The sequence below is a fragment of the Deltaproteobacteria bacterium genome, from assembly GCA_016874775.1.
Taxonomy (GTDB): Bacteria; Desulfobacterota; Binatia; order Bin18; family Bin18; genus VGTJ01.
On record VGTJ01000172.1, the window covers coordinates 1 to 12,936 of the forward strand.

At 52.9% G+C, this 12,936-nt stretch carries 15 protein-coding genes; 10 read left to right on the forward strand and 5 right to left on the reverse strand.

Annotated elements, in window-relative coordinates; genetic code table 11:
* Nucleotides 1-209: 209 nt before the first annotated feature.
* The gene (locus tag FJ147_22915; protein MBM4258739.1) at nucleotides 210-743 is read right to left on the reverse strand and encodes a Uma2 family endonuclease; all 534 of its coding nucleotides are present in this window, start codon (nucleotides 741-743) and stop codon (nucleotides 210-212) included.
* A 259-nt stretch (nucleotides 744-1,002) separates the two neighbouring features.
* Here FJ147_22915 and FJ147_22920 point away from each other — a divergent pair, with 259 nt between their 5' ends.
* From FJ147_22920 to FJ147_22935, 4 genes are all read left to right on the forward strand, one after another.
* Nucleotides 1,003-1,416 (forward strand): GFA family protein, encoded by a 414-nt coding sequence (locus FJ147_22920; protein ID MBM4258740.1) that lies wholly within the window; start codon nucleotides 1,003-1,005, stop codon nucleotides 1,414-1,416.
* A 56-nt stretch (nucleotides 1,417-1,472) separates the two neighbouring features.
* Complete coding sequence (locus FJ147_22925; protein MBM4258741.1) at nucleotides 1,473-2,411, forward strand: aldo/keto reductase; 939 nt, start codon at nucleotides 1,473-1,475, stop codon at nucleotides 2,409-2,411.
* 134 nt (nucleotides 2,412-2,545) lie between these two features.
* A complete protein-coding gene (locus tag FJ147_22930; GenBank protein ID MBM4258742.1) occupies nucleotides 2,546-2,812 on the forward strand; it encodes a ribbon-helix-helix protein, CopG family in 267 nt (88 codons plus the stop codon).
* Nucleotides 2,812-3,093, forward strand: coding sequence for a type II toxin-antitoxin system RelE/ParE family toxin (locus FJ147_22935; GenBank protein ID MBM4258743.1), 282 nt, complete (start codon nucleotides 2,812-2,814; stop codon nucleotides 3,091-3,093). The genes FJ147_22930 and FJ147_22935 overlap by 1 nt, the downstream gene beginning before the upstream one ends.
* A gap of 41 nt (nucleotides 3,094-3,134) precedes the next feature.
* Here the strand turns inward: FJ147_22935 and FJ147_22940 are convergent, their stop codons facing one another.
* Both FJ147_22940 and FJ147_22945 read right to left on the reverse strand, forming a co-directional pair.
* Nucleotides 3,135-4,295: a hypothetical protein gene (locus FJ147_22940; GenBank protein ID MBM4258744.1), complete on the reverse strand. Its 1,161-nt coding sequence runs from the start codon at nucleotides 4,293-4,295 to the stop codon at nucleotides 3,135-3,137.
* A 53-nt stretch (nucleotides 4,296-4,348) separates the two neighbouring features.
* Nucleotides 4,349-6,511 (reverse strand): anthranilate synthase component I, encoded by a 2,163-nt coding sequence (locus FJ147_22945; protein MBM4258745.1) that lies wholly within the window; start codon nucleotides 6,509-6,511, stop codon nucleotides 4,349-4,351.
* Between the two features lie 386 nt (nucleotides 6,512-6,897).
* Here FJ147_22945 and FJ147_22950 point away from each other — a divergent pair, with 386 nt between their 5' ends.
* Nucleotides 6,898-7,449, forward strand: a complete 552-nt coding sequence (locus FJ147_22950; GenBank protein ID MBM4258746.1) for a GNAT family N-acetyltransferase — start codon at nucleotides 6,898-6,900, stop codon at nucleotides 7,447-7,449.
* Nucleotides 7,450-7,470: 21 nt separating this feature from the next.
* Here FJ147_22950 and FJ147_22955 read toward each other — a convergent pair whose 3' ends face one another.
* Entirely contained in the window at nucleotides 7,471-8,970 is a 1,500-nt protein-coding gene (locus FJ147_22955) for an MFS transporter (protein MBM4258747.1), read from the reverse strand.
* A 72-nt stretch (nucleotides 8,971-9,042) separates the two neighbouring features.
* Here FJ147_22955 and FJ147_22960 point away from each other — a divergent pair, with 72 nt between their 5' ends.
* On the forward strand, nucleotides 9,043-9,642 hold the full coding sequence (locus tag FJ147_22960; GenBank protein ID MBM4258748.1) for a VOC family protein: 600 nt from the start codon (nucleotides 9,043-9,045) through the stop codon (nucleotides 9,640-9,642).
* 115 nt (nucleotides 9,643-9,757) lie between these two features.
* Here the strand turns inward: FJ147_22960 and FJ147_22965 are convergent, their stop codons facing one another.
* On the reverse strand, nucleotides 9,758-10,363 hold the full coding sequence (locus FJ147_22965) for a hypothetical protein (protein ID MBM4258749.1): 606 nt from the start codon (nucleotides 10,361-10,363) through the stop codon (nucleotides 9,758-9,760).
* Nucleotides 10,364-10,501: 138 nt separating this feature from the next.
* On the opposite strand from FJ147_22965, the gene FJ147_22970 reads away from it, so the two are divergent.
* The 4 genes from FJ147_22970 (at nucleotide 10,502) to FJ147_22985 (ending at nucleotide 12,924) form a co-directional block, all read left to right on the forward strand.
* Nucleotides 10,502-10,783 (forward strand): hypothetical protein, encoded by a 282-nt coding sequence (locus tag FJ147_22970; protein ID MBM4258750.1) that lies wholly within the window; start codon nucleotides 10,502-10,504, stop codon nucleotides 10,781-10,783.
* 66 nt (nucleotides 10,784-10,849) lie between these two features.
* A complete protein-coding gene (locus tag FJ147_22975) occupies nucleotides 10,850-11,104 on the forward strand; it encodes a hypothetical protein (protein ID MBM4258751.1) in 255 nt (84 codons plus the stop codon).
* Nucleotides 11,105-11,321: 217 nt separating this feature from the next.
* Nucleotides 11,322-12,308 carry a hypothetical protein gene (locus FJ147_22980; protein MBM4258752.1) on the forward strand — a complete coding sequence of 329 codons (987 nt, stop codon included), beginning with the start codon at nucleotides 11,322-11,324 and terminating at the stop codon, nucleotides 12,306-12,308.
* A gap of 148 nt (nucleotides 12,309-12,456) precedes the next feature.
* On the forward strand, nucleotides 12,457-12,924 hold the full coding sequence (locus FJ147_22985) for a hypothetical protein (GenBank protein MBM4258753.1): 468 nt from the start codon (nucleotides 12,457-12,459) through the stop codon (nucleotides 12,922-12,924).
* Nucleotides 12,925-12,936: the final 12 nt, after the last annotated feature.

Sequence of the window (12,936 nt, forward strand, 5' to 3'; positions counted from 1 at the left end):
GCACACAATGGTCTCGTCTCTCATCCCTGCTCTTGTGCAGAGGCTCTCCACTCCGGTCAATCACTATTGCGGTAAGTTGTTTCCTGCCACCGCCTAAACCAGCGCTTATGCCAGGTGTCGTAGTACGTGTGGTCATCATGGGGTTCGCCGAACCAAAGTGTGAGGATTTCATCGGTACGCGACATTGTCTTTTCCTAAAAACTGCCTTCCTAGATATGTGTCAAATCAAGCACGAACCCTGGGAGTTCTGGCTCAGCGGAGACTGAGGAAGGGCTTTCTAAACGGACAACCGCCACTGCGGGACGATACACATACACGCATCGTTCTTGCGGGTCGAGTAATAATCCGAGCCGTACCCCATTTGCCATGTATTCTGCCATTTTTTCTTGCACTGCTCTGAGCGTGTCAGAGGGGGAACACAATTCAATAACGAAATCTGGGGTGAGAGGGAGAAATTTCTTTTTCTGTTCTGGTGTCAGGTGCGCAAGTCGTTCGCGTTTGACCCATGCGGCGTCCGGAGAGCGAATCGCACGGTTCGGAAGGATGAACCCTGTTGAAGAGTCGAATGCCACCCCCGTAGTGTCCTGCAACGACCAAATTTTTAGGAATGCTATGACGTACGCGTTCTTGTCTCCAGTTTCTCCTCCTGCAGGTGGCATAATGGCTAAGTCTCCTTCTGCGGTTCGTTCAATGCGTAGTTGACGATTGATTTGGCAGAGCTCGAAAAACGCGTCATCGGTCATCTCAAAAATAGGGCGAGTCCGCAGCCAGATGGGACCTGCTTCTGAGTAGGGGAGTGGCACTGTTGACATACAGACCTCCAGACGAAAGCAAGAGAGCTATTCGAGTGAATTACCACAGCATTATACTTTCGACCATCCTGTGGAGGCGTCCGACCATGCGCGATACGAACGGGGCAGGCTTTGTTCGACTGTCCTGTGACCTCTTCTCTTACGCTGCGGAATCCGTTACCTGTGGTCTCATCTCACAACGGAGGTTTTTATGGCTGTTCCTTTTACTGGTGGCTGTGCGTGTGGCGCGATTCGTTATGAATGTATGGCAGAACCACTGTACATGGGCAACTGTCACTGCCGCGATTGTCAACGAGCGACGGGGAGCGCGTACTTTGCTGCCGTTGGCGTTGCTACGACAGCGTTCCGTCAACTGAGCGGTTCTCCAACGTGGTATGAAAAGCAAGCTGACAGTGGCAGTACCATGCGCCGGGCGTTCTGTTCACACTGTGGCTCGCCTGTGTTCTTAACCAACTCCGCGCGCCCTTCGCTCATGGTGCTGTATGCCGCGAGTCTCGATGATCCAAGCTGGGTACGTCCGGCCCGAGACATTTATACGGATAGTGCGCAGCCGTGGGACCACATGGACCCGACGACCCCAAAATTCCCGCAGATGCCAACTTGATAAGATACCAATCTGATCACTACCTGTGTTCTAACGGCTAAGGAGGGAGAGCGCTCATGGAATACACCACACTGGGACGAACAGGTTGGCGAGTGAGTGTTGCAGGTCTTGGATGCGGTGGTCCCAGTCGTTTGGGAACCGCGACAGGCAAGAGCGAACAGGAGTCGATTGCGGTTGTGCGCCGTGCAGTAGATTTGGGTATCAATCTTATCGATACCGCTGAGGTCTATGGTACTGAAACGATCGTAGGTAAAGCTCTAGCTGAAGTGCCACGCGATCGCGTATTTGTCGCGACCAAGAAGCTACCGCCTTCACCTGATCATGCTGATCCGACCGGAGAGTTGCGACGCGGCTTGGAACAGAGCTTGAAGCGGCTACAAACGGACTATGTCGATATCTACTTTCTGCATGGCGTCCGCTCCTCGCAGTACGAATTTGCTTACAAGACTCTCGTTCCGGTATTGCTGCAAATGCGAGATGAAGGAAAGCTGCGGGCGATTGGGATCACCGAGGCGTTTATCAACGATCCTCAGCATCGCATGCTGCAACAAGCAGTGGCCACCGACTGTTGGGATGTGATGATGGTTGGCTTCAGTTTGTTGAATCCTTCAGCACGAATGCGCGTATTTCCGCAGACGCAACAAAAGAACATCGGTGTATTAGGCATGTTCGCCGTGCGACGCGCGCTCAGTCAACCTGACAAACTCAAGACATTGCTCGACGGCTTACGCAAAGATGGCCAGCTTGCTGAAGATGCGTGTCGTGAGGATGAACCGCTGGGTTTTTTGACTGACCACGGAGCGACATCTCTTCCCGAAGCAGCCTATCGCTTTTGTCGCTATGAACCTGGAATGCATACTGTGTTAACCGGTACAGGGAATGTGGATCATTTGCAGGAGAATGTTGCATCCCTGCTCAAACCTTCACTTCCGCAAGCCGATTTGCAACGGCTGCAGCAACTCTTTGGCAAAGTCGATTCGGTGTCAGGGGATTAAGGAGCCGTGGTACTTGCACGTAACGACGGGGGTCGGAGCGACACGGAACGTAGGCCGGAATAAGCGAAGCGTTTCCGGGGGAAGGCCTTCACCTCTGTAAGGTTATGTGTTAGCGTGTGTACAGGAGCACACACATGCAAGACACCCTGACTATTCGTGTCGATACAGAAACCAAGCAGCGACTCGAGCAGCTTGCCAAAGCGACAGACCGAACCCGTAGCTATTTGGCAGCAGAAGCAATTCGTCAGTATGTTGAACTTAATGAGTGGCAAATTCAGGAGATCAAACAGGCTGTAACTGAAGCAGATGCTGCCAAGCCAGAAGAGTGGATTCCGCATGCGGAGGTGATGCGCAGAGTGCGAGCCTCGGGCAACAAAAGAACCCGAAAGGGTGCTCGCTAATGGTGGTTTGGTTACCGAAGGCCGAGAAGGATCTTGAAACGATCTACCGCACGACAGCTGAAGAGAATCCAACAGCCGCACTTGATCTGCTTACTCGTATTGACGAGGCGGTTCGTCGGCTTGAGACACTTCCTCATTCGGGTCGGCCAGGACGAGTGCCGGGAACTCGTGAATTAGTCGTTGGTGGCACTCCCTTTATCATTCCGTACCGTGTTCGTGATGGTGTTGTACAGATTCTTCGCACTTTGCACGGTTCTCGTCAGTGGCCACGGCGATTCTAACAATGGGTGGACAGAATGCCCACCCACCATCTTCTTTGCAGTTACGCTGCTTTCAACAACTGCTTCTCTTCAAACCCGTACAACCGCAAGCAGTTCTCCCACATAATCTTGCGCTTGGACTTCTTGCTGACACCAGGCAATTCGAGGAAGGTCTTGAGACCGTTGGGGAAGGGACCATCGGCATGGGGGTAGTCTACCGACATCACGATGTTGTCATCACCAACTTCGTCAACCACGACTTTGAGTAAGTCTTCGTCCACATCGGTGCCGATGAAACACTGACGACGGAACAATTCACTCGGTTTGATATCGAGCTTAATTTTCTCGCCACCGCCGTATTTCTTCCATTGATCATCGAGCCGATGCAGCCACCACGGCAACCAGCCACAATTGCCTTCAAGGAACCCGACGCGCAATTTGGGGAAGCGCTGTAACACACCACCGACAACCATACCGCTCATGGCGAGCATCAACTCTAAAGGAAACGCCGCGGCATGATTCTGGGTGCGGAAGTTGGGTTTGCCGCGGAAGCGATTGCTTACATAGTCCTTCGATGCACCGCCACTGGTGCCGTGAAAAGCGAGCGGCACGTTGAGGCGAGAAATCTCTTTCCACAACACATCACATTCTGGCGAGTGGACGTAGCGATCCTTAATTGGCATCGGCATGAGAATTACGCCGACATGGCCTTTCTTCGTCACCGCGCGTCGTGCTTCGGCTGCAGCTAACTCTGGATCGTGCAACGAGACAATTGCCGCCGGTTTGAGACGATTGGGGTCGACGCTGCAGTAGTCAGCTAACCAATCATTGAAGGCCGCGCAGTATGCGGTAGCGTATGCAGGCTTCAAGTCATCGATCGAGACCACCATGTGGGCAAAGGTGCGATAGACGACGCCAATATCGATACCTTCGGCATCCATTGCTTTGAGCGTCGAGGCCGAATCATACCCCTTCTTGCGCACGGTTTTGTACAGATGCTCGGTCGGCTTATCAAGGAACTTTTGCGCTTTGACGACGTCAGTCGAGACTGCCCATGGTGGAATCATCTGTCCTTGGACATTCCAGTGGGGAAAGTTGGTCGGACTCAAGCCCAAGTATTTCGGCATTTTGTCGCGGTACTTGTCGGCAAGATATTTTTCATAGACATCGCCATCTTCGATGACGTGTAAGTCGCTGTCGATGACATGCAGTCCATCTTTCATGCTCGTGTCGCCTCCTAGAGTCTTCTTTAGCACCTAATGTTCCATACCCTTGCTCAGTGAGCAAGAAGAGTAATGACATTACGAATCAACCGCAGTCCAACATCTTCACCTAACGTCAAGATCGACTCTGGATGGAACTGGACTGCAGCAATCGGCAGGGTGTTATGTTCAATTGCCATGATGACTTTGTCATCGCTTTCAGCCGTGACTTGCAATGTCATTGGGAGTTTCTCGCGAAGAGCATACAGTGAATGATAGCGTGCTGCGGTAAACTCTCGTGGTAACCCATTGAACAACTTGCCGCTCTGTACGTGAATGTACGACGGCTTACCGTGCATCGGATAGTCGAGCACGCCAAGCTCACCGCCAAAATGTTCAACGATACCTTGCAAGCCCAGACAGACACCGAAGACTGGGAGATTGCGTTGGATCGCTGCGGTGAGAGTGCCTGAGACATCAAAATCCTTTGGCGCACCCGGTCCAGGCGACAGAACCACCAGGTGTGGGCGTATCTCATCAAGCTCTTCGTGCGGAAATCCGGCGCGCAACGTGAGCACTTCGGCACCAGTCTGGCGGAGATAGTTGGCTAGCGTGTGGACAAAGGAGTCTTGATGATCGACCAGGAGGATGCGTTTTCCTTGTCCTGGATAGGGGGCGTCTTGTTGTACCTTTGCAGTCGTGCCACGGGGGTGGCGCAGAGCATCAAGGAATGCGGCTGCCTTGAGATGTGTTTCCTTTTCTTCTTCGTCAGGATCTGAATCATACAGTAACGTGGCGCCGACGCGAATCTGTGCGACACCGTCTTTGACACGAATCGTGCGGAGTGTCAGACCTGTATTCATGTTGCCATCAAAGCCGAGCACGCCAACTGCTCCACCGTACCACGCACGCGGTGACTTTTCGTGATCTTCAAGAAACTGCATCGCCCAGGCTTTTGGGGCACCGGTCACCGTTACTGCCCACGTGTGCGCGAGGAAAGCATCAAGCGCATCAAACTCTTCACGTAAATGCCCTTCAACATGATCGACGGTATGGATCAAGCGCGAGTACATTTCGATTTGCCGCCGACCAATCACTCGCACGCTGCCAGGTTTGCAGATGCGCGATTTGTCGTTGCGGTCGACGTCGGTACACATTGTGAGTTCGGATTCGTCTTTAGTGGAATTTAGGAGCCGCTGAATCTGAATCGCATCGCTAATTGGATCGCCACCACGGGCAATGGTGCCGGAGATCGGACAGGTTTCGACTCGGTCGCCATCGACACGGACATACATCTCTGGAGATGCACCAACAAGATATTCATCCTGACCGAGATTGATGAGAAAGCCATACGGTGCAGGATTGCGCTCACGTAAGCGGCGAAACAGTTCTGACGGTGGCGCAGGGCATGGACTAAAGAACGTCTGTCCAGGGACCACTTCAAACAGATCGCCACGACGAAACGATTCTTTGGCAAGGCGTACCCCAGCGGCATATTCGCCAGGTTCGTGATCGAATGGTGCTTCTACGCGTTCACTACTGACATAAGGTTTGGCGATCGTTTCGCGAGTGAGTCCTTGGGTAGACTGCTCCCCAATCTCGAAATCATAACGCTGACGCACGGCCTGTTCGCGCCGATGGTCAACGAGAATCAATTCATCTGGCAAATAGAGCACGAGGTCTCGTTGATCAGCGGGGCGTTCGAGACGTAAGCGCAACGGCTCGAACTGGAAAGCTAAGTCGTAACCGAAGGCTCCATACAGACCCAAATGCTGATCTTCTGGACTAGAGAAAAGCTCGATCAACGCACGCAGCACGGAAAAGATCGATGGCTGTTTGCTGCGTTGCTCCTCGGGAAAACGACCTGCGGGTTTGGCGATCGTGCCGATCAGGTCGCTCCCCTGCATATCTGCTGCTGTCACCGCAGATAGTGCCTGCACTGTAGCCATAATAGGCTTCAGCAGAAGCTCTCCACGTTGATTCAGGGCAGTAATACGGAACTGTCGTTCACGCGAAGTGAGTACAAATGGTGGATCGACAAAGCCCATATCCCAACGCGTGTAGCGACCAGGGTATTCGTAGCTGGAGGCGAGCAATACCCCACGGTGGCTATCCAGCCTGTCAATGATGGGTTCAATCGCGCCATCGGTGGGAATGCCCTCGATGACCCGGCGAACGGTAATGCCGCCTTGGGTCTGATAGGTATGAACGCTGGGAATGGCTGCTCTGCTGGCCATACGGTTCTCCTTTTATAAGCGGTCAGCTTTCAGCTTCCAATCCCACTATCGACGCTCTCTTTTTCTGACTGACTGCTGAGAGCTGACGGCTGAAAGCGTCTTCTGGTTGATAGCTGAGCGCTTACCTCTTTCTTAAATTACAGAACCTGGTCCTACAAAGCAGCAGGACCGCAACCTCGGTCTATGAGGCAGCGGTCCTGAAACAGAAAAGCCACCTCGTGTCCAAGGCGGCTCCGTTGATTTTCGTTACACAACGTCCGGGCCGCCGATTAAGGCAGCCACCACCAACAATAATGTGTGCTCGGACGGTCAACCAACATGTGGTGTATGGTGACAGTTTGGCAAAATCTCGTCAAGAGCATAAAGTTTATGATTGGGAGTGTTCTATGAAAAATCCATTTCTCATTGGAGAGAAAGTGTACCTTCGCCCGCTTGAGCGGGAAGATGCACCACTCTTTGTGATCTGGCTGAACGATTCGGATGTGACTCGTACCCTGTTGGTGAAAGGACCGTTGAACCGCCACATGGAAGAAGCGTTCCTTGACGATGTCTACACCGATGAACACCGCCTCATCCTCGGTATTGTGGACAAGTTGACGAACAGCTTGGTTGGGTCGACCAGCTTGGAGCAGGTCGACTTCAAGCATCGTCACGCCAAGTTTGGCATTGTGATCGGCGCCAAGAACGAGTGGGGAAAAGGATACGGTACTGAAGCGACCCGTCTCATGACTCAGCATGCGTTTATGACCCTCAATCTGAACCGGGTCTGGCTCCATGTGATAGCCGACAATCGGCGCGGCATTCGTGCATACGAGCGAGTCGGGTTCAAACGCGAAGGGCTTTTACGACAAGAGCATTTTCGCGAGGGTCGCTATTACGATACTGTGGCAATGGCGATTTTACGAGAAGAGTGGGAGTCCAAGAAGATACGGCCCTGAGAGTAAAACACGCTGGGCAGCTCAGTCCAGTGACCCTTCTGGCCTGAGGGAAGCTGTGGGTGATTTTTTCCTTCCTTGCCGTTCTGCTAATTGTTCAAGAACCTGCCGATGATACTCGCGCGTAATGCGGTAGCGTGTCACACACATCAAGCTCAGGAGACGCAACATCATTAAGCCGGGGCCAACGACGAGACCAAGCTTAAAGATTGTCTCTGGCGCTATCGTGCCCACCGTCGCGCCCTGTGGAAAGGAGATGAGATCCAGCGCGACCCCGGCAATTAATCCCCCTACACCAGAGGTCGCTTTATCTGCAAACGTGAGGCTGGAAAAAAACATGCCTTCCTGACGCTTTCCTGTCGCAAGTTCATGGGTATCGACAACGTCAGCTACCATCGAAACGAAAGTGATACGAATGATGATCTGTACCGTGATCACCACTAACAGGTGAAAAAACAAGAACAGGAGTAATGTCGAAGAGCCGTTTGCAGGAATGATATCTGCCAAGCGGAGAAAGATTGGTAAAGGGCTGGCCACACTGAAGAAGAGAGCCAGTCCGACAGCTGCTTTCTTCTTGTCGAACCGTTGGGTAAGCGGGCGAGCGCAGGCGAAAGCAATGACGGTCGCGATCATATAGGCGTAGGTCAGTACGGACAGTTGTTTGGTTGAGAACCCCCAAAAGTAGGTTCCCATATAGAGGCTGACAACCTCTAGAAACCCGTCAGCGACGGAAGCCAGAAGTGTGACAATGAAAAGTGCAACATACGATGAATTTCCGAGCACTAAGCGGAACTCATTCGTGAGGCGGCGTAGCGAAAAAGCCTCGGTGTGTTGAGCGGGACGCAAAGAAGGAATGAGATGATGGGTCCCGAGGCAGGAGCCGAGGAGCGCGGTGATCAGAATGACACTTCCGACTATAGCAAAAGCACCGTACGCATCGGGATTGAGTCGTCCGTCCGCAAACTGTGCGGACGGAGCAAAAAAATGCAGATAGCCTATTTGCGCGATGAGCACCGCACCAATGAGGCCGAACAGAAAACGATAACTGACGAGTGAAGTCCGTTCGTCGTAATGAGCAGTCATCTCTGGCAGCATTGCGGCGCTAGGGACTGAGTACAATGTCATTGATGCACGAACGCCGATTGCCCAGGTCAGGAGCCAGAAGAAATATCCGCTTTGCGACAAGCCCGGCGGTGGATTGAACAGCAGTACAAAACAAATCGCCATCGGGAGAGGAGCACTGTACATAAAGGGATGTCGTCGTCCCCAGCGTGAGTGAAAACTATCAGAGAGTGATCCTATCAACGGGTCGGTGATGGCATCTACCAAGAGGGCGATGAAAATGGCTGCCCCAGTGAGAGTACCGGAGACGCCGAGCACCTGATTGTAATAGAACAACAAGAAGACATTGAATGCCGCGGCTTTTGTTCCTTCGGCCATTGCGCCGAGGCCAAAGAAAAATTTGGTTTTCAGCGTAGCACGAGCAGGAAAGAGGTCGGTACTCATGGCGCGCTTTCTTAGCATGAGGGAGGGTATTGGGGCAGGGGAGGGAGGCTACTTTTCCCGTGTAAACAGTGCTAGAAGCGGGGCAGTGTCATGCGGTATGTTCATCAAACCTGCTGTAGCACCGATATTCGTGTACAATCAATCAAAGGAGGATCTGCGATGTCTCATAAAGGGCTTTCTCACCTGGGTTTCTCGACTTTGGATCTCGACAAGACTCGAGAGTTCTACGAAGGTATTCTCGGTTTCAAACCGGTGCGCTGCGATACCATTAAGATCAAAGAAGGTGGCCAGATCCGTCATATCTTCTTTGACACTGGACGCGACCAGTTGATCGCTTTCATGGAAGCAAAGAAAATTCCTGGAGTGCCCACTGAGTATGATGCTGGTATCAATCGAGGTCTTGGCGTACCGAGTGCGTTCTATCACTTTGCCTTTGAAGCTGGCACAGAAGCTGGGCTGGAAGAGAAGCGCCAAGAATTGAAGGCGAAAGGTGTAGCCGTCTCTGATGTCGTTGATCACGACTGGGCCAAGTCGATCTACTTTAAGGACCCCAATGGTCTACAGCTTGAATACTGCTGTCTGACGCGCAACTTTACCAGTGAAGATGCGATGATGAAGCAGCGCTTTGAGGCCTCGATTGTGGCGATGGGATTGGAGGATACAGAATCCCTGAAAGGGGCGAGCGCGTAGCCATAGCTGAAGCTACAGCAGAACGGGCGACCCGGCGAAGGGGAGAACCGGCGACCACCCCATCATGTTTTCATCGCCCTGTCGTCCATTTGCCCCATCGCCCATGCGTTTCCCTTTAATGCCTCACCTGCTCGCGTGACTTATCGATATAACGCTGAATGAGAAGTCGCATTGTTTCGGCGGGCTGAATGCCAATCAAGGGGAATGTCCCTAGCATAAATGTGGGATAACCTGCGACATTGAAAGTTGCAGCTTCAGCCTCTGTTTCTTTGACCTGATGGGTGAACGAGCCTGCCTCTAGTGCGCGTTCCAAATCACTACCTGATAGTCCAACACTTTCTGCAATGTCGATGAGCGTCGCAAGCTCTCCGATGTCTTTGCCGTCCGCGAAGGTAGTTTGAAATACCGCCTCATGATACTCGGCAAATTTGCCGTGCTCACGAGCGAACTTCGCCCCTTCAAGTGCGTAGGCGGAATCGAGCCAGCGGTCCGGTACTCGTAGGGTTACCCCCGTCTCTTTGGCAATACGAAAAATCTTTCCTTTGGCTTCATCGCCGATCATCTCACCGTTCTTCCATCCCTGATGGCGACGAGCAATCTGTACGCCTTTCCACAGCAGTTCGATTTCTAGTTTGCCGTGAAGTTGCTCCATTACTTTCTTGGCGACATAACACAGTGACGACGCATAGTCGTAATAAATCGGGATAATTACGTTCGGCATGGACAGCACTGTAGCCGTGCGAACATTGCGCGGGCAAGAGGGATGGACTATAAAGCTTTCAGCATTCAGCGATTAGCAATCAGCCTTTTTTCTTCTGAGCTGAAAGCTGACTGCTGATCGCTTCCGAAAGGAGGTTCTATGGCTTTTATCGAAGTCCTCAATCCGGTGGCCGATGCGCGAGCCCAAGATTTGCCGCTGGCGCGGCGTCATGGTGACTTACATGGCAAGACGATTGGCTTTCTCAATAACCGGAAAGCGAATGCTGGATTGCTGTTGGAGAAAGTTGAGGAATTGCTCCGCGCACGGTGCGGGAATTTCGCGGTCGTCAAAGGCGACAAGAACGCGGCGATGCCTGCTCCTGATGCCGTGATAGCGAAACTCTCAATGTGTGATGCCGCCATCGTTGCGATTGGCGATTGAGGGTCATGCACGTCGTGGGGTCTCCACGACACCATCGAATTAGAAAAGCGCGGCATCCCGACTGCGGTGATCTGTAGTGACGAGTTTGCTCCGCTGGGACGAGCAGAATCGCAAAACTTAGGGATGGGAGGGGTACCGATCGCGGTGATTCCACATCCACTCGCAGGGAACAAACCTGGTGAAGTCGCGCAGAAAGCCGCTGCCATTGTGGACGAGGTCCTGGCTATTCTTACTCAACCGTCTGAGAAGTTAGCCACGGAATATCGGGGAAAATTTTTGCGACCAGTGGTGAAACACGTGGGCCGGAAGGCAACGGCGTAAAGAGAGCGCGGGACCTCACACGTGTTGCGTGTAGCGTGAGGATAAAGGCCGTACCTTTCTCAACCGCACCACGTATGACGCGCCAGGTGCCCCGTAACACGCAACTCGCATCATGTGCCTTATGGAACTCCGATCTGAAAAAATCTCACTCAATGATTCCCTCGAAGTCGTCAATGACTGGTTCTATGATCAAGGATGGACCGATGGATTGCCGATCATGCCGCCGACACCAGAGCGGGTCGAGAAAATGTTGGCTTGGACTGATCGCGATCCGCAAGATGAACTCGGTCCAGTACCGCCGAAGTATGGTATTGCCACTATTGAGAAACTCGCCATCAATGCGGTACTGGCGGGATGTGTGCCGGAGTATTTCCCGGTCATTATTACGGCGGTTGAAGCCGTCCTCGAAGAAAAGTTCAATCTCTATGCCGTGCAGAGTACGACGCATCCATGTGCGCCACTCCTAATTCTGAATGGTCCCATTGCACGAGAACTGGGCGTCAATGCGCGCTACAACGCTTTTGGACAGGGGTGGCGCCCCAATGCCACCATTGGTCGCGCCATGCGTCTGATTTTGCTGAACATCGGTGGTGGTGTCCCTGGAGTCCTCGATCGTGCGACGCAAGGACAACCCTCGAAGTACTCATATTGCGTTGCTGAGAACGAAAGTGAGAGTCCGTGGGACCCCTTACATGTGGAGCGCGGGTTTCCTCGCGAAGCCAGCACCGTCACTGTGTGTGGTGCTGAAGGACCACACAATATCAATGATCACGTCAGTACGGCTGCACCAGGGCTTCTGACAACCATTGCCAGTACGATGGCTGGGATGGGATCGAACAACGCGTATGCGTTCGGTGAGCCTATTCTCGCACTGGGGCCGGAGCATGCAGCGATCCTCGGTCGTGATGGCATTAGCAAAGATGCGATTCGTGAGTATGTGTTCCGCCATGCGCGAGTGCCGCGCGCGCAATGGGAAGCAGGTGGGATGTTTGGCATGGGGATTGGGCAAGACGATGCCTTTCCCGGTGAAGTGGCTTTGCCGCTGATTCGCAAACCAGAGCATCTCATGATTATTGTTGCTGGTGGTCCTGGCCGTCATTCGAGTTGGATGCCAACCTTTGGCGCGATGACACGTTCTGTGACCCGCGCCATTGCCCATCGAGACGGGACCATTGCCAAGTCAGTGCAAGAGTTTCGTCGCTAGGATGAAGTCGGCGTTTGGCTGACGTATCTACCGCTCTGGGCTTTTCAGCGGTAAAACTCACGTCGCGCTCTGGCGACGAATATTTGACATTTCCCATCCTGCTGTGGGAAACTCGGAGTGCCACAAAGAAAGGCCCCCGAGACTGCTCATGTATACCGAGTACTTTGGCTTTCATGAGGAGCCGTTTGCCGATATTACTGATCTGCGGTTTTTTTACACCAACGCCATTTACCAACGGGCCTATACCACGCTGTTGTCCGGCATTCGTGAGTTCAAAGGATTTCTGCTGCTCACTGGCGAAGCTGGGACGGGAAAAACGACGGTCCTGCGCCGGGTGATGCAGGACTTGGAATCTGCGGGACACTATTTATTCTTTGACAGTACGAGCCTGACCTGCTCAACGATTGACGACCTCCTGTATTTCATCTGTGCGCAACTTGGTCTGCCCAAGAGTGGGGCTGGGCCAGCCGAGAAGATTCGCGCCTTGACGCAGTATCTGACGATGTTAGGCGGTGGCAGGAAACAACTTACCGCAATAGTGATTGACCGGAGTGGAGAGCCTCTGCACAAGAGCAGGGATGAGAGACGAGACCATTGTGTGCTGGCTTCGGTCTAAGTATCGAAGTCT